Raw genomic sequence first — 21937 nt, 5'->3', positions numbered from 1 at the left:
ATTATTTCCATACACTTAACGTAGCTTATTCTTTAACTAAGTGGTACATACTAAAAGATAAGGACTGAAGTATAGATTATTCATCTCTGCTTCAGTCCTTATTACATCAACCGATAAGTTTCAACCCAATCACCGATGCTAAAATGATTCCTATAAAAATGATTCTGCGCCAGTCTTTGGATTCGCCATAAAAAATCATACCTAAGATAGCTCCTCCTGCAGCTCCAATCCCTGTCCAAATAGCATATGACACACCCATTGGTAAACTTTTCATAGCTAAATAAAGAAAAGCGAAACTACTACCAAAGGTGAGAACTAATAAAAATAAAGACTTTTTATCTTTATTTTGGTTAAAACGATTGATTGATCCTACGCCTAACATTTCAAAAATTCCTGCAACAATTAAGAATAACCAACTCATTTTTCGTTTGCCCCTTTCTCACCAGTCACAAATTTCAAGCCCATAACACCAACTAGTAGTACTATGATCAATAGAATTTTGGATATCTTAAATTCTTCTCCAAAAAAGAGTATACCTGTGATTACAGTCCCTGCCGTACCTAATCCTACAAATACTGCATATGCTGTTCCTACCGGCAAAGTCTCGCCTGCTTTTATCAACGCATAAAAGCTGATGATAATAAATACAACAGTCAACAAAATTTCCCACCATGTAGTACTATGCTTCATGCCAATAACCCATAATACTTCAAAAAAAGCACCAATCATTAATTTTATCCAATCCTTGCTCATGTAAAAACCTCCTAAATTTAAAAGCTAGCTCTTGACGCTAGACAATATTAAAAGCTGAAAGAGCTCATTCAACCTTGACAGAAAAATAGGAAAATATGGTTGTGGCTTTCTTTGCCACAAACAGATTTTATCTTTTTTCCGAAAGGTTAGCTCTTGACGCTAGATAACATTAAAAGCTGAAAGAGCTCATTCAACCTTGACAGAAAAATAGGAAAATATGGTTGTGGCTTTCTTTGCCGCAAGCAGATTTTATCTTTTTTCTGAAAGGTTAGCTCTTGACGCTAGATAACATTAAAAGCTGAAAGAGCTCATTCAACCTTGACAGAAAAATAGGAAAATATGATTGTGGCTTTCTTTGCCACAAACAGATTTTATCTTTTTTCCTAAAGGTTAGCTCTTGACGCTAGACAACATTAAAAGCTGAAAGAGCTCATTCAACCTTGACAGAAAAATAGGAAAATATGATTGTGGCTTTCTTTGCCACAAACAGATTTTATCTTTTTTCCGAAAGGTTAGCTCTTGACGCTAGATAACACTTTTTTAATAACATTCTGATTCAATTCAACTTGGACTTTCCAACATTAATTCATCACTTCCTAGCATTTACTAACATGTTTCAAAGTAACAAATAAAAAAAGTGCCAATCAACAATTCTATCAATGGCCTAAGAATTGTTAATCCACACTTTTATTGATAAACAGCCGGCGCTGCTTATCTAAAGTTATTTGATTTAGTTTATTAATTTATTGAAACTGTACTTCATTTTACTCCACAAAAAACAATTTGGCAATAACCTATTCTCGTCTTGTTTATTAAAAAAAACTTAATAATTTAATAATCCCACTAAAAAAACTGCCTAAAACCATTTTTTTAACCGTTTTAGACAACTATAATGTCTAACAATTCAATCATTTTTACTAATATCTATTTTAACCTTTTTTTGATAATAATTTTATCTTGTAAAAAGTGCAACTCAATCAGATTATTCTGAAAATTTTTGTCTCATGATTTTGTAAATCTAATCAACATATGATACACTTAGCTTATCAAAAAAAGATTCCTAGTGAATCGGTCAACGTTGATATTACTTACTTTAGGCGGTAGTAATGTCAACGTCTTTCTTTTGTCTATACAAATTATAACACACTAAAATCTTTTTGAAAATATCCGTATACTTGCCGTAATAAAAAGATCCCACCTCATAAAAGACGGGATCAATATACATTTAAAAGGACACATCCACAGATTTTTTCACCTATGCCAAAGCACCCATTGGATCCCAAGGCGCTAAAATAGTTGGTTCTTGTTTCCATACCTCTTGTAATTCCTGTGACAAGAATTCTTTACGAACAACAATCTGATAAGTGTATTCATCCATCCACTTATCACTCATAACAAAAAATCCTTTATCTCCGACTTTCTCACCCCAACTATTTTCCACTTTCCACTTGGTAGAAGTACCATCGACCATATCTACTCCTGTTAAAACCATCGCATGAGTCATTAAACTTTCGCCGAAATCTAAACGTTCCGCTTTCGTCATCGTGAAATCAATATCGAATAAATCATTCATATCATATGCATCTAAAGACATAATCCCGCTGTCTCTTGTAGAAGATTGCCCCACATCACAACCAAACCAAACTGATTCTCCTTGTTCTAATTGCGCTACTGCTAATTTTTTAAAGGTCGTCATATCCACATTGATATACTTTACTTCTTTGCCGCCTACGACATTCCCTAACATCTCTACCGTATAGGTTTGATTGTATGGTTTGTCTGCGGTTGGTGCATTGATTACACTTACATAGTCATCAAGGTTCACACCAACATATTTTTCATAAAATGATTGCGGCGTTAATTCTTGATCTAGATGATAATTTTTTTCTTCATCACGGTATTCAAAGTCAAATGTTTCAGGAGGAGTTCCTAGCGAGATGGCTAAAAAGTTATAGACTTCCCCTAACATCACTTCTTTAACTGCTTGAACCTCTACAGACGTTTTTCCTCCAGCAATCAACCCACGTAAAACTGTTGCATCTTTTCTTAGTTTCTTATTGAGATAATTGTTTAAGTCACGAGAATTTGAGCTGTTGCTACTTTCTGGCATAGCAGTTTTTGGCACAACACCATATTTTTGGAAAAGAGAAACGATCATATCCCACTGGCCACCATCTTGTTGTGGGGTCGCTAATAAGAAAGCTACTTTGCGACTATCTAACTCTTGATCGGCCGTTGCGATGATGTTTTCATAGAAATAGTTTGATTTTTCATATTTATCCCAGAAAAATGTATAGTTTTGAGAAAGCTCAAAATCTTTTAAATTAAAACTATTGATCATTTTGTGTCTAAATGTATTCAAGGCTGCAAACATCCAGCAGCGTCCACTTTGTTTTTGATTGGCTACTTTTCCAGTAGCTATATCAACTGAAAACACTGGGACATTATTTACTTCAGCACTCTGATTTTGCGCTGACGCAGTGATTCCATTTTTAATAACTCCGCGTTGTAAAGCATTTTGTTTATTATTTTCCATAAAGGTATCATGAAATTTTTGTGTTACTGTTGGTTCGATTGCTGACATATTGACTCATCCTTTCACTCATAGTATTCCTTTTTCATTATATGCCTGAATTTTCAATCTCTCAAGCTTTTAATAAGATAAAATTGTTTTTTTGCATCACTTGTATTATAATGTGTAATACAAAGGGATAAAAAGAGGTGAAAATATGTTATTGGAAATAGATGCTCAAAGTCAAACGCCTATTTATCAACAGATTTGTAATCAACTCATTATTGGAATCGCTACAAATAAACTGCAATCTGGTGAAATACTTCCTTCCGTTCGACAAATGGCTGATGAAATTGGTGTAAATATGATGACTGTCTCAAAAGCTTATACTTTACTGAAAAACGATGGTTATATTTTGACGGATCGCCGAAACGGAACCATGGTTGCTAAAAAACAATCATTCGCTCCTCCATTTCAAGAACGTTTTTTAAGAGAGCTAGAACTCTTATTAGCTGAGGCTTCCATTCATCAAATTTCAGAAACCATGATACAAGAAGAAATCAAACAGATTTATCAAAAATTTAAATAGTAAAAGGTGTGTTGAAAATGAATTTTTTCCTATATTTCGTACTTGTAGGGATCAACTTTTTAATGGCTTTCGCAAGTAGAATCCCAGCCAATCCGCATAAAAACATTATTTTAGAAACAACTTTGCCTAAAGATAAGCTTCAAGATGAACAAGTCCTAGCTGTCAGTAGAGCATACAAAAAAAAGTTATTGTACTGTGCATGCATTTTCTCTATCGTCGCCCTCCCAATCATTATGATCCCTTATGATTCTTTAGTTCTACTTTATTTTCTAGTGATGTTGATTGGATTCATCGGGACTTCTTTTTACTTAGAGATTATTCATATTCGTAAAATGACAACAGTAAAAGTTCAAAACAATTGGATTTTACCAACAAGTCCAATTTTAGTCGATACAAAATTAGTGGCCAATAAAAATCGTAAATTGATTTCTATTTGGTGGTTTTTACCTAGTATTTTGATTACTCTTTTGGGTTGTACTTATTCATTTACAACACTTGGATTGGCTAACGGTAGTTGGATTATTTGCCTTATTTCTCTGCTTATAGCAGTAATGTTTTTACTTTTTTATTATTTTATCGCGCGTTTTCCAGTTAAGTCCGTCACAAGCGATGAAACGATCAATCAAAAGGTCAATGATCAAATGCGTCATCATTGGTCTGTTTTAATGGCTGTTTCTTCATTCGTTTTGAGCCCTTTGCCTTTTCTGTCAACAAGTTCAGTAACGATTCCTTATGAGCAAGTGATCGGATTTTTGATTGGTTATACTGTGCTTATCCTTGTATTTGTGATTTTCACTTTTTATTATTTGTTCTCATCTAGAAAAAAACAAGATCAATTGATTGCACAAGCTAAAGAATATCGTTACAGTGATGAAGATCAATATTGGAAGTATGGAATTTATATAAATCCAAATGATAAAAGAATCATGGTGCCTGATCGTGTTGGGATGAATATCTCTGTCAATTTAGGTCGCCCCGCTGGAAAACTGACTTTAGGAATCACTGGTAGTTTGGTTTTGATTGCTTTAGTTGCAGCAAGTATTCCGATGTTAATCAGTGATTTTTCAAATAATCCATTTGAATTAACTACGACTCATAATGGCATCTCCATATCTGCACCATTAAGCCACCGTAGACAGATTGATTGGGATGAGATTGAATCAGTAGAGCTGGTTGATAGCCTTCCTAAAAATAAGCTCCGTGTTTATGGAACAGCAACAGAAAATTATTTAACTGGAGAATTCCAGGTTAATGGTGAGCCTGCTTATTTGCTTGTTTTAACGAATAAAAAACCGATTTTAGAAATACAGACTAAAGATAAATTATACTATTATACAAATAAAGATAGTAAATTAACTAAAAAATACTATCAGAGTATTCAAGATATTCGAGGAAAATAAAAATAGGTTAGGAAAAGACATCAGACTTTTCCTAACCTATTTCTTTATTTTTATCCAGCTTGGTGAGCTCATTCTGCTTTTATTTTTATCTAGCGTTGTGAGCTAGCACTTCGGAAAAAAGATAAAATCCGATTGAGGCATATTGCACCTCAATCATATTTTCCTATTTTTCTGTCAGCGCTGAACGAGCTCATTCTGCTTTTATTTTTTCAAGGTATTTTTGATCATGCCCAGTAAGGTTTTCACATCTTCTAGTCTTGTATCTCCTGTTGTGGAGTCGATGATCGAGCTATACACATGTGGAATGATTTTTTTCACGCCTGCATCTACTGCGATTTGCACGATTTCTTCAAAATTTTCTAAATCGATCCCACCTGTGGGTTCTAGATAAAAGTCATATTTCGCACAAGCTTGCGCAACTGCTTTGTATTCTTCTATGTGTGCTAAGCCTTTCATTGGGAAGAATTTGATAGAGCTGCCGCCCATGTCTTGTAGTAAACGAATCGCTGTTTCAATCGTTACTTCGCCATCTGGGGTTTGCGAGCTTAATGGACCTGTGGCGATATTGACGATGCCCACTTTACCTGTTGGTGAGACTAAGCCGTTGACGATTGTTTCATCTTGACCGAGTAAAGCACGAGATGTTCCCACCCCTGTGAAGACTTGGTTGACGTGTTGCGGTTGTAACTCTTTTGAAAGTCTTGATACCATTTGGCTTTGGTTTGGATCGCCTGCACCTAGCCCTACAGATAAGGCGTTGTTGGTTTCTGCGGCGTATTTTTTCATGTCTTCGATTGCCGCTTCATCTGTTGGATAGTTTTTAGAGAGGACACCTAAAACGATATGGCCTTCTGCGGCTTCATAACAGTCTTTGGCGTTTTGTACGGAATTGGCTAAAACGTTTAGGCAAATACGGTCTTCTAAATAGTTTGGTGTTAATGTCATGGTTGATTCACTCCTGTTATTAGTTTTTTTAGTTCATGATTTCAGTTAAACGAATCACGATTTTCTTCATTTCTTCTTCATTGACTGAACGGATATCGAATTCGATAATGCCGTTGTTGGCTTGGTATTCACGGGTATAGATTGCAGGACTTTCAGCTCTTAGCTCTTGAATCACTTCTTTGGCTGATTTTTCCCCACTGATTTTAATACTTGCACGATAGATCTCTCGACCTGCACCGTCTTGCACGACTTTGGCTTCGATATTTGGGATGGCATTCAGACCCTCGATAAACGGCGCTAATCTCGCTTGCATCGAATTGCCTGCTTCACTGCCGTTTTTCACATAGTCTTCCACCGCTTGGGTAAAACCTAAAATGTTGTCTTTCCCGATTTTCATTGCACGGCCAATGCCTTTTCCTTGTAGGCGAATCCATTCTATATACTCTTTTTTCCCGATCACAAGCCCGGCACTGGGTCCTTCAATCGCTTTTGCACCGCTATAGATCACCAGGTCCGCGCCTGCTTCGATGTACTTGAATAAGTCTTCTTCCGCTGCGGCATCTACGATCAACGGGAGTTTGTATTTTTGGGCTACGAGTGCGGTCTCTTCTACACTTAACATACTTTTTTGAACCGTGTGATGGCTCTTGATGTAAAGAATCGCCGCCGTTTGATCAGTGACCATCATGTCGATGTGTTCTGGTGTACACATATTGGCATAGCCTGCTTCTACAACTTGTCCGCCACCTTGTTCCACCATTACCTCAACTGGTGTACCGTAGTCGACATTATGGCCTTTGGGTAAGATGATCTCACGTTTTACTACTTTATCTGTGTAAGGATGATAGGCATGATAAACGGAGCCTTCGCCTATTAGAGCAGCCACACTTTGCGCGATGCCAGCAGATGCGGAAGAAACGACTTGCGCGTCTTCAACCTTTAACAGTTTAGCTAAATATGCTCCTGTTTGAATACTTAATTCACTCATCTCAAAGAAATGTTCACCGCCAAATTTTTGCGCTGATAAGACATTCTCAGAAACTTTTGATACGCCTAAAATCGTCATCCTGCCTGAGGCATTGATGACTTCTTTTAGGTTGAATTTTTCATAGCTATCCATTTGAACGTCCCCTCCTCAAACATTATAACATTATATCTAAAAATGTAAAACTCAAGAAAGAGGATGAGAATTTCTATTATCTCAACCTCTTCTTTTTCTATAGAAGTCCTAAAAATGAACCAATAATACTAACAGCAACAATTGTTCCAATAATAATTCCATAGCGCGGACCTTTTTTGACCATAAAGAAATAAATCAAGAAGACTGCGGTCAACGGTAGGATTCCTTTCATAATTTGATCTAAAATATCTTGTACAACAATTGTTGCACCACCTGAAACGTGGAATTTCATCGGGCTGGAAATATTCACATAACTTGCGGATAAAGCGCCCATCATCATCATTCCTAAAACATTTGCACCATAGATTACCTGTTTGATTTTACCATCTTTAAGCAGTGCCATGATAGAGTTTCTACCGAGTGTATACGACTTGTTGATTAATCCCCAACTGATATACATCGTTAAAACTGTATAAATCACTAACGGTCCTAAGCCACCCATAATACTACCATTTTTAGCGATTGGAATGAAAATCGAAATGATCAATGGCATAATTGCTGCCCAAACAATGGAATCACCAATACCAGCTAAAGGACCCATCAATCCAGTTTTAATTGAAGTAATTGCAGAATCACCAATATCAGCTCCATTAGCACGTTCTTCTTCCATTGCCAAAGATATCCCTTGAATCGAAGCACCAATCGTTCCTTCTGTATTAAAAAAGGCCAGATGGCGTTTTAATGCTTCTCGTTGCTCTTCTTCATTATTTGCGTATAACTTTTTGATTGCAGGAATCATTGATGCACAGAAAATCAAGCTTTGTAGACGTTCATATGAGTTAGATAGCTCACAGCCCAACTGATAGATCCAAAAGGTTTTACTAATTTCTTTTTTCGTTAATTTTTTTTGATTGATATCTGTCGTATTTTCCATTATGCTTCCCCCTCTTTCAGCGCATTATTTCTCACTAAGAAAGCGACACAAGTACCGATTACAGCCACAGCCATTACTTCTGCACCAAAATACATGACAGCCACAAAACCAATAAGGAAGTATGGAATCAACGTTTTCTTTCCAATAACCATGATCGTTAAAGCAAATCCTAAAGCTGGCAATAAACCACCCATTACCTCAAAGCCATGCATCAACTTTTCTGGAATAATATCTAAAAGTGTCGTTACCACAGATTGCCCAAAGAAATTCCCGGCAAAAACAAGTGGAAAACGTAACAAGAAACCAACAAGTGCTGGATATAAGAACGCTGCACGATAAATTCCTTTGTAATTTAAATTCTCAGCATATTTGTCTGCCATATGAACAAAAGTTGCATTGACAGTTCTTCTGATTTGATCCATAAAGACACCTAATACGCCGAATGGCACGGCTAAAGCAATCGCTGCTTCAGCATTCATTCCTACGCCTAAAGCAATCGGGATCGCAATTGCTGAGGCTAATGCAGGATCACTTGGAACATTTCCTCCTGGCGTAGATGTTACTCCTAAATAAACCAATTGAATGCCAGCGCCTATCGTCATCGCTTCAGCAATTTTTCCAGTGGCAAGTCCTGCAACCATAGCAGCACATAAAGGCTGAGATAACATTCCAGAAAACGTATAACCAAAACGCAAGCGGGCAAACCAATAGTACAAACCCATTGTAATTGAAACACCTAACACACCCATCTTTGTCACTTCCTTTTTTTATTTATAATGAATTATATTTTTCAATCAATTTTTCGATTGGCATCGGATTGTCTTCTGGGATTGCTTGGAAAAAGACATTCAGATTTTTTTCTAGAAAGCCGTTTAGAACAGTGACATCATTTTGAGATAGGTTGATATTTTTAAGCACATTTTTCCGTTCTGCACCTCCACCTAAACCACCGATTTGAATATCATTTTCTATTACACCTGTATTGACCATCGCTTCTAAAGTAGGTAAATCAGGTACTAAGAAAAGAACCTTTGCGTTGCTGTTTGATGCCTCTTCAGCCCAATATTTTTGTGCTGATTCGACACCGTAGATTTTCACTTCAACACCTGGAGGCGCCGCCATCACGTAGATACTTTGCAAGAATTCATCTTTCTCCAATTCATCACTAACCACGAAAATTTCATCTGCACCTGACTGTTGTAGCCATTTTGTTACTACTTGTCCGTGAATCAAACGACTGTCTACTCTTGTTAATACGATTTTTGCCATGTTTATAATCTCCTATCTAATTGTTGGTTGTTGGTAATTGTAAAATCTGACAATTATCTAATGATGCTTGTAAAATTTCCACTCCTGTTTGTTCAGTGAATGGCGTTGTTTGTTTCATGATTGCATCTAAAAGCATTGCCGTATTCAAACCTGAAATAGCTAAAATATCATAATCTCTTGAAAGTCTTAGTGCTACATTACTTGTTGTTCCACCTTTAATATCCGTCAATATCAGCAGTTTCTCCCTCCAGACGATAGATTTCAATTGCTGTTCTACACGTTGAATATATTCTTGTAAATTATCTTCCGGCTGTAAAACAACCTCGTAAATATTCTCTGTCTCCCCAACAATCATTTTAATACTCCTTAAAAGCCCTGCCCCCCAACCTCCGTGGGTGAGTAGTATAATGGGTTCTTTTGTCATTTTTTCATCTCCTTAAATTAAAAACTTAGAGGGTTCGTTCAGCTCTGAGTGAAAAATAGGAAAATATGAGGGTGGTGCTTTTTGCCACAATCAGATTTTATCTTTTTTCTGAGAGACTAGCCCGTAAAACTAGACAATGCATAGGACAGTAATCATTTCCTATTTCAATTCAACAAACCTTTTTATTTCTCCCTTTGCTTTACTACGAAGCAAGTCCTGTGCCAATAATCTGTCGTAAAATAAAACTCATTTAAAATGTAAAATTAAATGAACTTAGTAAATTATTGCGTAGTTTAATAATAAGGGACGATCGACAACAAAAAAGCCCCTAATACCTTATAATAGAGGGTATTACGGACTTTACTACTATTTTCAGTTACCATACAACAATTCATAAATGTATTTTATTTCTAATGGTGAAAATTGAACATTATACGACACTTCCAAGGGACGAAAAGCCATTTTTATGACAGATGCTTCATTTGGGATATCCTTGTACGACACATTATAATCAGACGTGCTATATTCATTATTTATCACTAAGCGTTCAACCGTACAACAAGTATGAATCAAAAAGCGCAACATGATTTTTTCATCACTCTTTACATTCAATTGTCGGCATAAATCATCGTAAGTTTGGCTGACTTCAATCGATAGACGCTGTGGATTTAACACGGTAATATGATTGATGATCGCTTTTAAAGACAATCCATGTACATAGCGTTTAGCTATTTTATCCTTCAACGTTCGGTTCTTTTTATCAGACATATCATAACCGAATAACAGCAGGAGACGTTCTACGCCTTTTTCTGAAAATAATTCTTCTAATGGAATAAACGGAATATCAGGTACTTCTGTTTGAAAAGTTCCAACAATACCAACTAATTTTTCATCTGCTCGAATATGTTGGTGAATCCGTTCGATATCTTGTATCTCACTATTATCTAGTGTCAGTATCCGGATATTTTGCAATACTTCTTCTTGGAAAACATCAATGATCAGCTTTTCAATTTTTAAAGCAGTGCCAAGTCCAGTCATACAAGAAACGATAAGTACTTTTGAATCAAAAAAATGCCCTTTTTTGCAAACAGATGAAAGGTGTCCTTTCTCATTCAAGACAGGAAGTAAGTAGTTGAAATCAGTTGATTCATAAATGACTTCTCTAGAAACTTCAAGCAGTGACAACAAATTGATATTTTTGATCAGCAATACATCGATCCCAAACTCCTCACTGATCAGATTACCAAAATAAACCAGTGAACCGATATCTACTAACAAAATCAACCGTTTATACTTATTGATTTTAATAATATTTTTGACCTTCTCAAGTGTTTCTTCCACAGTTTGATGAATCGGCATGTTAACAGCTTTTAGAAGATTACTAGAGAATAGAACATTAGAATATTCCGCCATGCTCGTAGCAGTCGTTGAACCATGTGCTACAACGATTACACCACATTCGTCATTGCGCTGATACTGGCTGTCTGCTTGCTTTAATTTTCTCAACAGTAAACCAAAATAAGTAATTTCCGTTTTAGGCAATTCAACTGAAAACAGAGATGATACTTTTTCTACGATTTTTTTCGAAATATCATAATTTTCAAGTCGTCCTAACATTAACTGACTTGAATAAAAATAAAAATCATCATTGGGAATTTCCATGAACAGCAACGTAGAATAAACATGGTTCGCCAACACTTCTATAAGGTTTTTTTTGATTGTAAATCCTGTTAGTTCAGAGATATACACCGTTAATTCTGCTATCTTTTGTTCAAAACTCTCATCAATGGTGCGCATTGATTGTGTTTTAGCCATTGGTTCAAATAAACGCATATCAAATAATTGATCTATTTTTTTCTGTAATATCGAAGCGACTTCTTTTTGAGGAATATTGCTATTTTTTAAATTGGAAAATTCTTTTAATAAAAAGTCATAGAACGCATCGTTGATTTTATCTCTTGTTGTAAAATAATGGCTAGCTGATGATTGATCATCAGATTTTATTTTTAAGGCTTTGCCATCTAAAAGTTCCTTTAAAGCTATTTGATCTTTCGCATCTTTTTCTAAAGGTTCTTCATTCAATAGGAGTGTTTGATCAATCATCAATGAAACTGATTGTTTTTCAATCTGTTTTAAATAGCCTTGTGCACAAATGAATTGGATCTCAGATTTCATTTCACCTACATTACCTGTATATTTTTTAAATACCAATTGTTCAATCACTTGGTATTTAACAGTAATATCCTTTTTGATTTTTCGACTTTCATTTTGAAAAAATTTGATCACTAATTCTATTTTTTCCTGTATAGGTCTTTCTTTTACAGTGGGCAACATTAGAGACACTGGGATACGACGTAAAAAAGTTTTTAAGAATGTTTTAGAAAAATCTTCCGTAGTCGCAAAAATGAAACGAATATTTACTGTTCGTTTGACATCTGCTTCACCCATCCTAGAAAAATATCCTTTATCCAGCAAAGTGAAAAGTTTTTCCTGTCCTTCACTCGGTAAACGATGGACTTCATCTAAAAATAAAAAACCTTGATCAGCATATTCAACAAGCCCTGCTTTATCTTCAACAGCTCCTGTAAAACTACCCTTTTTATAACCAAAAAGATGGGTTGTCAGTAATTCTGGGTTGTTAAAATATTCTGAGCAATTAAAATAGATAAAAGGCATTTCTTCACTTACAAATGCTTCATAATATCGATGAAGGGATTCTGCCAACAATGTTTTCCCAACCCCAGATTCGCCACCCAATAAAATATTTAACCCATTTGGCGGATAGAGAACAGCCGCTTTCAATTTTTCGATACTATCTTTTAAACTGCCTTTATATCCAATAATTTCTGAAAACTCTTCTGGTGTACGTTTATCTTGTTTCAGCATTTCAGAAGGATCTTCTTGCTTTAAAAAAAAGACTAAGCTCTCCAAGCTTTTAAAAGATGACTGCCTTTTTAGTGAACAGTTATAGTTGTTTTCCAATTCTTGCTTGCTGAAAAATAAAACTGGCCGACTTTTCACTTTGATAGCTTCTTTATTGGCTAATAATTTATTTAAATCTTCACTAATTGTATTTCTCGCTAAAGATAATATATCGCTGATTTCTTGAGCCGTAACCCCTTTCAATTTTTCGATTTTTTCTTGTTGTTTGGTTCTTTCAGCGAGAATATTGCTTACTTTTTCTAGCCGCTGCATATCTACTCACCTCATTTGTCTATTAAGAATTATTATACTTGATTGCGCAATAAGTTAATAGAGGTGATTATTTTGCTAAAAAATACTCTATCTTGTAAATTATACTTTGACATATTTCAATTATGTGATTAAACTAAGCTTAGTGAATAGGAGTGAACAAATTATGACTGTATTCAGTTTGAGAAAATATCAACAATCTGATTTAAAAGACATACTTACTATATTTAATGGAACTGTCCAAGCAATCAATAAAAAAGACTACACACAGCAACAAATTGATCAATGGGTCCAACTAACACCTGATTACGATAAATGGCATGCTAGACTTGAACCAACCTATGCAATTGTTGCCTTAAATCGAATGGAAGTTATTGGCTTTGGTAATATTACTGATACAGGTGAGCTGGATTACTTATACGTAGATAAAAAATGGATTGGCTATGGTATCGGAAAAATGCTAGCAAAAGATTTGATCGACCATGCATTGAAAACTGGAGTTAAAGAGATTACTGTCTATTCTTCGATAACTGCTAAACCATTTTTTGAATCACTTGGATTTGAATTAGTCGAACAAAAAGTAAAATATCGTAACGGCGTTATGCTTATGAATTATTTGATGGTTTATCGTAAAGATCAAAAGTAAAAGGGCCATTTTAAAACAGAGGCTTCTCTGAATTAGTTTCAGGGAAGCCTCTGTTTTTTTATATTCGATCTAATTTAGGTATTTTGAGCATACAAAAAAGAGTGTGTGGGACAAGTGTATTTAATCCCTAGAAATAAGAAGGGAGCGCTTTTGCTCCAAGGACTTATTAGGATTTAGGTTGTGGAACAAAAGTAAATTCCATTTTTTTCACATCCTATTTTACTTTTTTATGCAACTGTAAATTTTGTTTCTGATAATGAATGTTGTAATTCACTATTTGAGATTTCTCTATCACTTGTCACTGACGCTGATTTCTTCTCTAAATCAACACTTGCAGATTGAACCCCTGCAATTTTTTCGAAATTTTCTTTAACAATATTGACACAACCATCACATTTCATTCCATTGATTGTTACTGTTTTTTCCATTATTAAACACTCCTTATAATTTTTTATTGATTCTAACTAACTAAATGACACTGACATTGTCCCTTTGTACAATTACAGGGCACTTCTTTTACCGCTGATTTTCGTTTTTCTTTTAGTAGTCTTTCCAATTGATCGATATCATCAAAACTCAATAGACTATCATCTATGATTGATTCAAGAACACTTCCAACTTTTTTACTACAAACTTTAGTCAACATTTCCTTAGACAGTGCCTCAATGCTTTTGCGTTCCTCTACTAAAGGAAAATAGGTAAACTTATTACCATGACGTGTTGTGCCCAGCATCCCTTTATCAACTAAGCGACTGAGTAAAGTCTTGACCGTGGTGCTTTTCCACTCAGTCTTTTCATTAAGTATATCTGTCACTTCTTTACTTGTCGTCTCTTGCGTCGCCCAGGCAACACGCATGACTTCCCATTCTGCGTCAGTGATGTTCAGCGCTTTTTTATTATCTGACATAAAAAGTCTCCTTTTTACCGTTTTCTTGATACACCCGAAAAACTACACGTGTAGTCATTCGATATATTAATCATAGCTCTTTTTTTTCTGTTTGTCAAAGGGAAAATTTCTGCTACTTTTGCTACCATTCATCAAACACAGAAAAAGACGTAAAACAACTACTTTGGTTTTACGTCTTTTTAGGTTACATTGCTCATTACTTATAGGATTTCTTAGTATAAATAGCGATTTGCTTTGAACGATTTGATAAGATTAACTTATCAAAAACAAATTGCTTTTTCTATGACTTCAGTCTCTTCCCCATGTGCTTTCTTCGCCGCTAATAACGCCATATTTTTGAATGAATCATTCAATCCGACACCACCTTTTTTCGGCATTTTCACAATCGGAACTTGATTCTTGTAGTGCTCTGTTGCTGGATTTTCGATAGCCATAGCGGCAATTGCTGGAATTTGGTATTGATTAAATGAAATCGCTAATTTTGCGGCCATTTCCCCAAAGTTAGGATACTGCATCGCAGGTCCGCAAAGAACGGCATCTGCTTCAAACTTTTTGGCAAAGCCTACAAATTTTTTCATCACTTCTTCTTGATGTTCTAAATAATACTGATCCCCACAATAAAGCGTTGCAACGATTTGTGCGTCATGTTCTTCAAAGAATGGACTTAATGTTTGCCCTGGTCCCATCGCTGACTTCTTACCACCAGGAGCAAGATGAGCATTCTCATCACTCCCCATTCCTGCTTGTACATGATTTAATACAAGGATAATTCTTTTCATCAAAGAACCTTCTTTCTAAATATCATCAAAGTCAAAATCATCGAAATTGATTTCTTCTTCTTCCTCTGTTTCTACTGCTTGCGCTTCTTCACGTAAATATTGGTCATCCATCACTTTGATGAATGGATAATAAATAAACATCCCTAAAACAAATAGTAAACCTTGTAAAACAGCTCCTTGCCAGCCGCTCACCAGAAATCCTGAGAATATGATCGGTGTGGTCCAAGGTAATTGAATCCCATTCGTTAAAGGAACCAGACCCCAATCCATTGCAAAATAAGCAATAATGATGTTGATCGTCGGCACTAAGGCAAATGGAATTAAAATCAATGGGTTTAACACAATCGGTAAACCAAAAATAATCGGTTCATTAATACCAAAAATTCCTGGAACTAAAGACAATTGCGATAATTTTTTGATTCGTTGGCTTTTACAGAAAATAACCATGACTACAATCAATGAAAGCGTCGAACCAGCACCGCCAAATGTAGCGAACATATCTTGAAATTGGCCTGTGATGATATTAGGAATTTCTTGCCCGTGTTTATAGGCATCTAAATTTTCAACGGACAATGCTCTTAAAACTGGATTAAAAACTGCTCCAACGACACTGCTGCCGTTGATTCCAAAGAACCAGAAAAAATGCAAGAATACATACGCAATGATCATTGCTCCAAGTGTATTGCCCAATGCTAATAATGGCGTTTGTAAAAAATCAAAAATAATTGCTTGTAAATTACCGTAAGAAGTTAAACTAACCAACCAATCTGCAACAAAGAAAATCATGATGACAATAAAACTTGGAATCAAGGCTTCAAAGGATTTTACTACCGTTGGCGGTACACCGTCTGGCATTTTGATCGTCCACCCCTTACTTAAGACCCAGACAAAAATTCGTGTGGAGATCAGCGCTACGATCATTCCTAAAAACAGTCCATTAGAGCCCATCCATTTCAATGGTAAACTCGCAACTTCAAATAACTGTTTCGTTCCCTCTGGCGTGTACTCAGTATAGTAAGGCGTTACGATGAAAAATGATACCAATGCAATGATTCCTGCTTGCATCGCGTCTACTTTAAATTGGCGTCCCAAACTGTAGGCAATTCCTACAACCGCCAAAATCGTCATGACGTCAAAGCTAGCATTAGCAGGAACTGCCATATGCTCAGCCCAATCTGACCCTAAAATCCCTGACATCCACTGATCCCATTGAGGTAAGGGAAAGTTTGCAATCAAAAGAAAAAGCGAGCCTACGATCAGTAAAGGAGTAGATAATAAAAAACCATCGCGAATCGCAACCAGATATTTATTTTCCCCAATGACTTTTGCCATCGGTGTCAAAATGCGTTCCAACCAATCCAAAAACTTTTTCATACAGAGACGCTCCCATCTTCGTTATTTTTTGTTTGATTTAATTAGTTTCAATGCTTCTTTTAGTGCTTTTTCGCCGTCCATCATGCCATAAATTTCTGGTGTGATCGCCGCCACTGGAATACCTTGTGGGGCAAATTGCTCTTTGGTTTTTTCAAGCAAAAATCGTACTTGAGGGCCTAGCAAAATTGCGACTGGCTTCTCCTGGTCAACCACTTCTTGTGCTCTAGCAACTGGAAATGCAGTAATTTCTAGTGGCATTTGATGTTTGGTTACCACTTCCATCATTTTGTTGACCATAATACTTGTAGACATCCCTGCATCACAAAATAAATAAATCTTCTTTTTACTCATGCTCTTCTCTCCTTCAATTGTTTTATTAATCAACAGGTGCTTTGATTCGTTTTTCGTAGGCATCTAGCCATTCTTGTGTGATTGGTTCAATGAGTGTTTGATGATTTTCGCCCATATTAGCTAGATAAATTGCTGGCTTTTCTCGGTCACTTGCTACACTAAAGGTAAACTCTACATTGGTAGCCACCCCCCATTGACCCGCGTTATTCATTGCGACTAAAGAAAATGCCCCAGCTTTGCCGTAACGTTTGGTCAGCTTGTCATGGAATGTATAAACGGCTTGATCACAAGCGGCTTGCGGTGTTTTTCCTTCTCCCATCAAGCGAACAATTTCATAAGCTAAGCAACCTTTCATTAAGTCTTCCCCAAGGCCTGTAGCTGAGGCTCCGCCGATTTCACTATCCACATAAAAACCTGAGCCAGACAGCGGTGAATCCCCTACACGTCCTGGTTTTTTCATAAATAAACCAGAACTAGAAGTTCCAGCTGCCATACCACCTTTTGTATCAAGAGCAATGGCACCAATCGTGTCATGTCCATCGTATGGACTTAAATTACTTTTTGCGATCTCTTCTATTCGCTTCTCCCAAATTCGATGCGCTCGTTGGGTCAACATATTTTTCCGTTCAAATCCATTAAGCATGGCATACTTCGTTGCGCCATCCCCAACTCTAAAACTGTTGAACTTTTCATCACTTAATTTTCTAGCAACTGAGATTGGGTTTTTCGTATCTGTGATTCCCGCAACTGCACCAATTTTAAATGTATCCCCATCCATAAAAGCTGCATCCATTTCTAAAATTCCCTCAGCATTAGGTAAGCCGCCGAATCCAACTGATTTATAGTACGGATAATCCTCAACTGTTTGAATTGTTGTCTCGATTGCATCTCCCGCTTGACCATTGTTTGTCAGTAATTCACTTGCTTGAACGACACCATCGTGCGCCATTCGCCAAGTAGCAATTATTCCCCATGACATTTGCATCCCCATCCTTTAAAATAGCGTTTTCAATATTTATACTTGCATTATACACGATATATACAATTTAGTATATACTAAATTTAGACATTGAAAATAAGCTAGGATACACGTATTTTTTACGTTTATCCTAGCCCGTTTTTTTGATCCACTTGTCCATTGTTTAACGATCAGTATTTTTAAATTTTACCGCAGTCCCATAGGCTGCAACAGATTGCATATCCGTACCAATTGATCCAGAATCAAAACGCATCATTACGACAGCATCTGCTCCTAATTTTTCAGCATTACTTTTTAATCTTTCGATTGCCGTTTCTCTTGATTCTTCCAGCATTTCTGTATATGCTCGAATTTCTCCCCCTACAATATTTTTTAAATTAGCTCCGATATTTTTAAAAACGTTTTTTGACTGTGTGGTTAAACCAAATACTTCTCCTAAGACTTCATACTCTTTTCCTGGAATTTTTTCTGTTGTTGTAATAAGCATTGTAATTCCTTCCCTTCTAGTTTAACTTATTATATATTCATTTTCTGAAATTATCAGAAAAAGTCTCTTATTTAGTACTTATATTTATCTCTGTTGATACACAATTCTTGATAGATAGTCCTTGATAGCTCTGCTTGATGGTGGTAGTCCAACGTCGTAAATATTTCGATTGCTTGATCAACTTTTTTACATCCAGTTTTTTGTTCCCCTTTTAAATACAAAACCAATCCTTCATAATATAAATGACAATTTCTAAAAAACATCTCGTCTACACCCGTGGTAAACACGCGTAATTTTTTCATTAAACGCTCAGCATCTGCTACATCATTTGATAGCACCAACTCATGGATTTCATTGATCAAGAGTGTACAAATGACTTTCCTTCCCCTTTCAAAGTATTTATAGCGATCAATTGATCGTAATAACGTTTCAAAATACTCTGATTTTCTGTCATAATCGATATAATCTAATGTATTCGCAAATAATCTTAACTCCCCTAATGTCCATGTTTGAACCTTGGATAAGTGTTTTTGAATGACCATTAACGTTTGCTTATCAATCACTTTTTTTGAATAAACACCCGTCTTTTCATATTCAGTCAATTGTTCGATTCGTGCAGTCAATTCAGCTATTCTAAGCTCAGTTTGAACATCATTAGGATTCTTTTTAAGTTCTGTTCGCATTGAAATTAATCCATTGATATCATTCTGGTTTCCTTTTTCACCATAGTCATAGTAAAATTGCTCAATTTCAGATGCACGATATCCATTGAAAATATATAAAAACTCATCAACTTCCATCAATAATTGTTCTAAGATCATCTTTAGTAAATAGAAAGAAATATCATGTTTACCTTGTTCAAAACGAATTGCATAGGATTTGGACATGATTTTCTCATAGAGTTGTTTTTGCGATATTCCTTTTTTAATTCGTAGTTCACGAACCAATTCCCCGTATTTTTTCATCCGTTCCCCTTACTTATTAGATTTACTTTTATAGTATCAAGAAAGTCATTTGTCCACTAATAGAATGCTTTGATTACTTTTTTTCTGGTAGCAAATAAGGCACCTTTTGATTCATTTTACAATAACTGCTGTAAACTTCAACTTATCAAAACTGATAGTTCGTTGAATAAGCACATCTTTTTCCTAATTTTCTTATGGAAAGTATACTTAATAGAAGCAGTTTAAACTACTTATTGTCTTTTGAGTTAATAACATCTATTTAAATCTTGAAATGATAACAGGAGGAATTTATATGAACACAAGAGAAACTTTACACAGCTCAAGTATAGGAATTTTTGGCGGTGCTGTGTTGATGATCATCGGATTTTGGGCCTTGATGACTTTTCCTTGGGCTTGGTGGGGGCTTTTTGTTAGTGGTGCACTTGCTTGGCTGTTAGCTTTTGGTAAAGAGAGTAAGGTAGCCTTTCGTACACCACGTAAGTTGTGGGTGATACCTGTCGCTGTAATCAGCTATTTTATTATTGGGGTAATTATTGGATTGCTTTCAAAAACTTTGGGTTTTAACTGGGCAGCAAATCCTGCCTCTGGTCATTTAGGCGCAATTATTTTCATGTTGCCTTTTATGTTGATGGGAGAAGAATTATTAGGGATTGGTATACTAGAAGCAGCACAAAGTAAAGGGCTCTCTCTTATTGCCAGTTCATTGCTAAGCGCACTTGTTTTTGGTCTGATGCACATTCCTTCCTATTGGGACGGCTCTTGGTTCTCTACAGTAGCACATGTCTTACTTTTACAAGGTGTTGCCCGTTTGATTTTGAATATTGCATATTTAAAAATGGGTAAGAGTATCTGGGGATCTTGGATCGCTCATGTACTGATTGATTTGATTGCTTTATCCATAATGTAATCAGTCCATTAAAAACAAAAAAATCCAGCTTCCTATCTTATTCGCGGAAACTGGATACTTTTTTTGTATACTGTTTATTTTTTTGCAGCTAGTTGATAAAGTGCTAAAGTATAAATTTCAAGATTGAGCAGTAAATCGTTTAAATCCATGTATTCATTGCTATTGTGCGCAATCCCTTTTTGCCCTGGAAATGAGGGGCCAAAAGCAACGATATTCGGCATTGTTCTAGCATAAGTAGCACCAGTCGTTGTAACGGGTGTACCATCAAGTCCAGTAACTTCTTCATAAACATCCGCTAAAGCGAGAACATTGGGATCATCTTTAGGAAAATTAATTCCTTTCATGCTTCTTACAATGACCACTTCCGTATTTTCGAAGACTATTGCTTTGACACGCTCAATGATCTCTTCTTCTTGGAACGTGACAGGATAACGAATCGCAATAGATAGTGACATTCCCCCAGCTGTTTTATGCAATTCGTATGGTGTAAGTATTAACTTGCCTGAATCCTCATCAGCTAATGCTAAATTAAACCCTTCACCGAAATGTAACTCATGTAAACAATCAAAAACCCATTTAAAATAATGTTTAAGAGGCTCAGAAAAACTCAGCTCATTCATCAGTTTCTCCGCTAATAAAGTAATCGCATTTTCACCTAGTTCTGGTGCGTTTGTTGGCGCGCGTTTCCCTGTCACTTCAATCCGTTTTCCAGACTTTAGTTCAACACTTAATTCGTCGGGCACATGGTCTTTGGCTTGATCACCTTCGATTGAACCAAAAGTAGATAAATCGGCTTCAGAAAATGAAGTAATCAGTTCTATATTAACGATTCCTCGCTCACCATAAACGACTGGATACTTACAGTCTGGTGTAAAACCAAAGGTCGGCGGCTGTTCTTCTGCCAAATAATAAGGTAAATCAGCAGAACCACTTTCTTCATCCGTTCCAAAAATAATCCGAATCGTTTTTTCCAAAGGAACGTCTAATTCTTTCAATAATTTCAATCCATACAAACAAGCAAAAGCAGGCCCCTTATTATCTAAAATCCCTCTACCGAACAAACGCCCGTCTTTTTCACTTAATTGAAATGGTGGATAATCCCAGCCGTTGCCTGGTGCAACTACATCTAAATGCCCAACAACCCCGATATACTCTTGCTCATTCCCATATTGCGCAAAACCAACTGCATCTTTAACAGCTTGTGTTTTAAACCCATAACGTTCAGCTAAGGCAAGTGTCATCTCTAATGCTCTCTTAGGCTCTTTCCCGAAAGGTGCCCCCACTTCAGCTGGCCCCTTCACACTCGGTACTTCCATAATTTTATTTAGATCATTTAAAAATTGGCGTTTATTTTTTTGAATTGCTTCTTGAATACGAATTCTGATTGCTTCCATTTTATTCACC

At 36.0% G+C, this 21937-nt stretch carries 23 protein-coding genes; 4 read left to right on the top strand and 19 right to left on the bottom strand.

Annotated elements, in window-relative coordinates:
- Positions 1-106 precede the first annotated feature (106 nt).
- From AC4BB5_RS03530 to AC4BB5_RS03520, 3 genes are all read right to left on the bottom strand, one after another.
- Positions 107-421, bottom strand: coding sequence for a DMT family transporter (locus AC4BB5_RS03530; protein WP_490458027.1), 315 nt, complete (start codon positions 419-421; stop codon positions 107-109).
- Entirely contained in the window at positions 418-753 is a 336-nt protein-coding gene (locus AC4BB5_RS03525; protein ID WP_490458026.1) for a DMT family transporter, read from the bottom strand. The genes AC4BB5_RS03530 and AC4BB5_RS03525 overlap by 4 nt, the downstream gene beginning before the upstream one ends.
- Positions 754-2008: 1255 nt before the next feature.
- The gene (locus AC4BB5_RS03520; RefSeq protein ID WP_490458025.1) at positions 2009-3337 is read right to left on the bottom strand and encodes a C1 family peptidase; all 1329 of its coding nucleotides are present in this window, start codon (positions 3335-3337) and stop codon (positions 2009-2011) included.
- A 145-nt stretch (positions 3338-3482) separates the two neighbouring features.
- Between AC4BB5_RS03520 and AC4BB5_RS03515 the strand changes: the two genes are divergently transcribed.
- Positions 3483-3854, top strand: coding sequence for a GntR family transcriptional regulator (locus AC4BB5_RS03515; RefSeq protein WP_490458024.1), 372 nt, complete (start codon positions 3483-3485; stop codon positions 3852-3854).
- Positions 3855-3871: 17 nt separating this feature from the next.
- Positions 3872-5254 carry a PH domain-containing protein gene (locus tag AC4BB5_RS03510; RefSeq protein WP_490458023.1) on the top strand — a complete coding sequence of 461 codons (1383 nt, stop codon included), beginning with the start codon at positions 3872-3874 and terminating at the stop codon, positions 5252-5254.
- 201 nt (positions 5255-5455) lie between these two features.
- Here AC4BB5_RS03510 and dagF read toward each other — a convergent pair whose 3' ends face one another.
- The 7 genes from dagF to AC4BB5_RS03475 all read right to left on the bottom strand — a co-directional run bounded on the left by dagF (position 5456) and on the right by AC4BB5_RS03475 (position 13141).
- Positions 5456-6199: a 2-dehydro-3-deoxy-phosphogluconate aldolase gene (dagF, locus tag AC4BB5_RS03505; RefSeq protein WP_490458022.1), complete on the bottom strand. Its 744-nt coding sequence runs from the start codon at positions 6197-6199 to the stop codon at positions 5456-5458.
- Positions 6200-6227: 28 nt separating this feature from the next.
- Positions 6228-7319, bottom strand: coding sequence for a DgaE family pyridoxal phosphate-dependent ammonia lyase (locus tag AC4BB5_RS03500; protein ID WP_490458021.1), 1092 nt, complete (start codon positions 7317-7319; stop codon positions 6228-6230).
- Positions 7320-7416: 97 nt separating this feature from the next.
- Positions 7417-8253 carry a PTS system mannose/fructose/sorbose family transporter subunit IID gene (locus AC4BB5_RS03495; RefSeq protein WP_490458020.1) on the bottom strand — a complete coding sequence of 279 codons (837 nt, stop codon included), beginning with the start codon at positions 8251-8253 and terminating at the stop codon, positions 7417-7419.
- Positions 8253-9002 (bottom strand): PTS mannose/fructose/sorbose/N-acetylgalactosamine transporter subunit IIC, encoded by a 750-nt coding sequence (locus AC4BB5_RS03490; protein ID WP_010770855.1) that lies wholly within the window; start codon positions 9000-9002, stop codon positions 8253-8255. Before AC4BB5_RS03490 ends, AC4BB5_RS03495 begins: the two co-directional genes overlap by 1 nt.
- A 22-nt stretch (positions 9003-9024) precedes the next feature.
- Positions 9025-9522 (bottom strand): PTS sugar transporter subunit IIB, encoded by a 498-nt coding sequence (locus AC4BB5_RS03485; RefSeq protein ID WP_490458019.1) that lies wholly within the window; start codon positions 9520-9522, stop codon positions 9025-9027.
- A gap of 16 nt (positions 9523-9538) precedes the next feature.
- On the bottom strand, positions 9539-9946 hold the full coding sequence (locus AC4BB5_RS03480) for a PTS sugar transporter subunit IIA (RefSeq protein WP_490458018.1): 408 nt from the start codon (positions 9944-9946) through the stop codon (positions 9539-9541).
- 372 nt (positions 9947-10318) lie between these two features.
- Positions 10319-13141: a sigma-54-dependent transcriptional regulator gene (locus tag AC4BB5_RS03475; protein ID WP_490458017.1), complete on the bottom strand. Its 2823-nt coding sequence runs from the start codon at positions 13139-13141 to the stop codon at positions 10319-10321.
- 163 nt (positions 13142-13304) lie between these two features.
- Here AC4BB5_RS03475 and AC4BB5_RS03470 point away from each other — a divergent pair, with 163 nt between their 5' ends.
- Positions 13305-13784 (top strand): GNAT family N-acetyltransferase, encoded by a 480-nt coding sequence (locus tag AC4BB5_RS03470; RefSeq protein WP_490458016.1) that lies wholly within the window; start codon positions 13305-13307, stop codon positions 13782-13784.
- A 227-nt stretch (positions 13785-14011) separates the two neighbouring features.
- Here AC4BB5_RS03470 and AC4BB5_RS03465 read toward each other — a convergent pair whose 3' ends face one another.
- From AC4BB5_RS03465 to AC4BB5_RS03430, 8 genes are all read right to left on the bottom strand, one after another.
- Complete coding sequence (locus AC4BB5_RS03465) at positions 14012-14212, bottom strand: heavy-metal-associated domain-containing protein (RefSeq protein ID WP_490458015.1); 201 nt, start codon at positions 14210-14212, stop codon at positions 14012-14014.
- A gap of 32 nt (positions 14213-14244) precedes the next feature.
- A complete protein-coding gene (locus tag AC4BB5_RS03460; RefSeq protein WP_490458014.1) occupies positions 14245-14691 on the bottom strand; it encodes a CopY/TcrY family copper transport repressor in 447 nt (148 codons plus the stop codon).
- 260 nt (positions 14692-14951) lie between these two features.
- The gene (locus AC4BB5_RS03455) at positions 14952-15470 is read right to left on the bottom strand and encodes a GrdB-related putative oxidoreductase (protein ID WP_490458013.1); all 519 of its coding nucleotides are present in this window, start codon (positions 15468-15470) and stop codon (positions 14952-14954) included.
- A 15-nt stretch (positions 15471-15485) separates the two neighbouring features.
- Positions 15486-16844, bottom strand: coding sequence for a PTS cellobiose transporter subunit IIC (gene celB / locus AC4BB5_RS03450; RefSeq protein WP_490458012.1), 1359 nt, complete (start codon positions 16842-16844; stop codon positions 15486-15488).
- Positions 16845-16865: 21 nt separating this feature from the next.
- Entirely contained in the window at positions 16866-17195 is a 330-nt protein-coding gene (locus tag AC4BB5_RS03445) for a PTS sugar transporter subunit IIB (protein WP_086315575.1), read from the bottom strand.
- Positions 17196-17220: 25 nt separating this feature from the next.
- Positions 17221-18174: a glycosylasparaginase gene (locus AC4BB5_RS03440; protein WP_490458011.1), complete on the bottom strand. Its 954-nt coding sequence runs from the start codon at positions 18172-18174 to the stop codon at positions 17221-17223.
- Between the two features lie 163 nt (positions 18175-18337).
- Positions 18338-18661, bottom strand: a complete 324-nt coding sequence (locus tag AC4BB5_RS03435) for a heavy metal-binding domain-containing protein (RefSeq protein WP_490458010.1) — start codon at positions 18659-18661, stop codon at positions 18338-18340.
- Between the two features lie 71 nt (positions 18662-18732).
- On the bottom strand, positions 18733-19626 hold the full coding sequence (locus tag AC4BB5_RS03430) for a helix-turn-helix domain-containing protein (RefSeq protein WP_490458009.1): 894 nt from the start codon (positions 19624-19626) through the stop codon (positions 18733-18735).
- Positions 19627-19918: 292 nt separating this feature from the next.
- Between AC4BB5_RS03430 and AC4BB5_RS03425 the strand changes: the two genes are divergently transcribed.
- Complete coding sequence (locus AC4BB5_RS03425) at positions 19919-20533, top strand: CPBP family glutamic-type intramembrane protease (RefSeq protein ID WP_490458008.1); 615 nt, start codon at positions 19919-19921, stop codon at positions 20531-20533.
- Positions 20534-20607: 74 nt separating this feature from the next.
- Here the strand turns inward: AC4BB5_RS03425 and AC4BB5_RS03420 are convergent, their stop codons facing one another.
- On the bottom strand, positions 20608-21927 hold the full coding sequence (locus tag AC4BB5_RS03420) for a Sapep family Mn(2+)-dependent dipeptidase (RefSeq protein WP_490458007.1): 1320 nt from the start codon (positions 21925-21927) through the stop codon (positions 20608-20610).
- Positions 21928-21937: the final 10 nt, after the last annotated feature.

The sequence above is a fragment of the Enterococcus sp. AMC1252 genome, assembly GCF_058216515.1.
The sequence above is the reverse complement of the archived record's forward strand: the minus strand, read 5'-3'. Positions and strand labels throughout refer to the sequence as shown.

Coding starts and splice junctions, on each gene's coding strand:
- AC4BB5_RS03530 (WP_490458027.1), bottom strand. CDS start 421: ATGAGTTGGTTATTCTTAATTGTTGCAGGAATTTTTGAAATGTTAGGC.
- AC4BB5_RS03525 (WP_490458026.1), bottom strand. CDS start 753: ATGAGCAAGGATTGGATAAAATTAATGATTGGTGCTTTTTTTGAAGTA.
- AC4BB5_RS03520 (WP_490458025.1), bottom strand. CDS start 3,337: ATGTCAGCAATCGAACCAACAGTAACACAAAAATTTCATGATACCTTT.
- AC4BB5_RS03515 (WP_490458024.1), top strand. CDS start 3,483: ATGTTATTGGAAATAGATGCTCAAAGTCAAACGCCTATTTATCAACAG.
- AC4BB5_RS03510 (WP_490458023.1), top strand. CDS start 3,872: ATGAATTTTTTCCTATATTTCGTACTTGTAGGGATCAACTTTTTAATG.
- dagF (WP_490458022.1), bottom strand. CDS start 6,199: ATGACATTAACACCAAACTATTTAGAAGACCGTATTTGCCTAAACGTT.
- AC4BB5_RS03500 (WP_490458021.1), bottom strand. CDS start 7,319: ATGGATAGCTATGAAAAATTCAACCTAAAAGAAGTCATCAATGCCTCA.
- AC4BB5_RS03495 (WP_490458020.1), bottom strand. CDS start 8,253: ATGGAAAATACGACAGATATCAATCAAAAAAAATTAACGAAAAAAGAA.
- AC4BB5_RS03490 (WP_010770855.1), bottom strand. CDS start 9,002: ATGGGTGTGTTAGGTGTTTCAATTACAATGGGTTTGTACTATTGGTTT.
- AC4BB5_RS03485 (WP_490458019.1), bottom strand. CDS start 9,522: ATGGCAAAAATCGTATTAACAAGAGTAGACAGTCGTTTGATTCACGGA.
- AC4BB5_RS03480 (WP_490458018.1), bottom strand. CDS start 9,946: ATGACAAAAGAACCCATTATACTACTCACCCACGGAGGTTGGGGGGCA.
- AC4BB5_RS03475 (WP_490458017.1), bottom strand. CDS start 13,141: ATGCAGCGGCTAGAAAAAGTAAGCAATATTCTCGCTGAAAGAACCAAA.
- AC4BB5_RS03470 (WP_490458016.1), top strand. CDS start 13,305: ATGACTGTATTCAGTTTGAGAAAATATCAACAATCTGATTTAAAAGAC.
- AC4BB5_RS03465 (WP_490458015.1), bottom strand. CDS start 14,212: ATGGAAAAAACAGTAACAATCAATGGAATGAAATGTGATGGTTGTGTC.
- AC4BB5_RS03460 (WP_490458014.1), bottom strand. CDS start 14,691: ATGTCAGATAATAAAAAAGCGCTGAACATCACTGACGCAGAATGGGAA.
- AC4BB5_RS03455 (WP_490458013.1), bottom strand. CDS start 15,470: ATGAAAAGAATTATCCTTGTATTAAATCATGTACAAGCAGGAATGGGG.
- celB (WP_490458012.1), bottom strand. CDS start 16,844: ATGAAAAAGTTTTTGGATTGGTTGGAACGCATTTTGACACCGATGGCA.
- AC4BB5_RS03445 (WP_086315575.1), bottom strand. CDS start 17,195: ATGAGTAAAAAGAAGATTTATTTATTTTGTGATGCAGGGATGTCTACA.
- AC4BB5_RS03440 (WP_490458011.1), bottom strand. CDS start 18,174: ATGTCATGGGGAATAATTGCTACTTGGCGAATGGCGCACGATGGTGTC.
- AC4BB5_RS03435 (WP_490458010.1), bottom strand. CDS start 18,661: ATGCTTATTACAACAACAGAAAAAATTCCAGGAAAAGAGTATGAAGTC.
- AC4BB5_RS03430 (WP_490458009.1), bottom strand. CDS start 19,626: ATGAAAAAATACGGGGAATTGGTTCGTGAACTACGAATTAAAAAAGGA.
- AC4BB5_RS03425 (WP_490458008.1), top strand. CDS start 19,919: ATGAACACAAGAGAAACTTTACACAGCTCAAGTATAGGAATTTTTGGC.
- AC4BB5_RS03420 (WP_490458007.1), bottom strand. CDS start 21,927: ATGGAAGCAATCAGAATTCGTATTCAAGAAGCAATTCAAAAAAATAAA.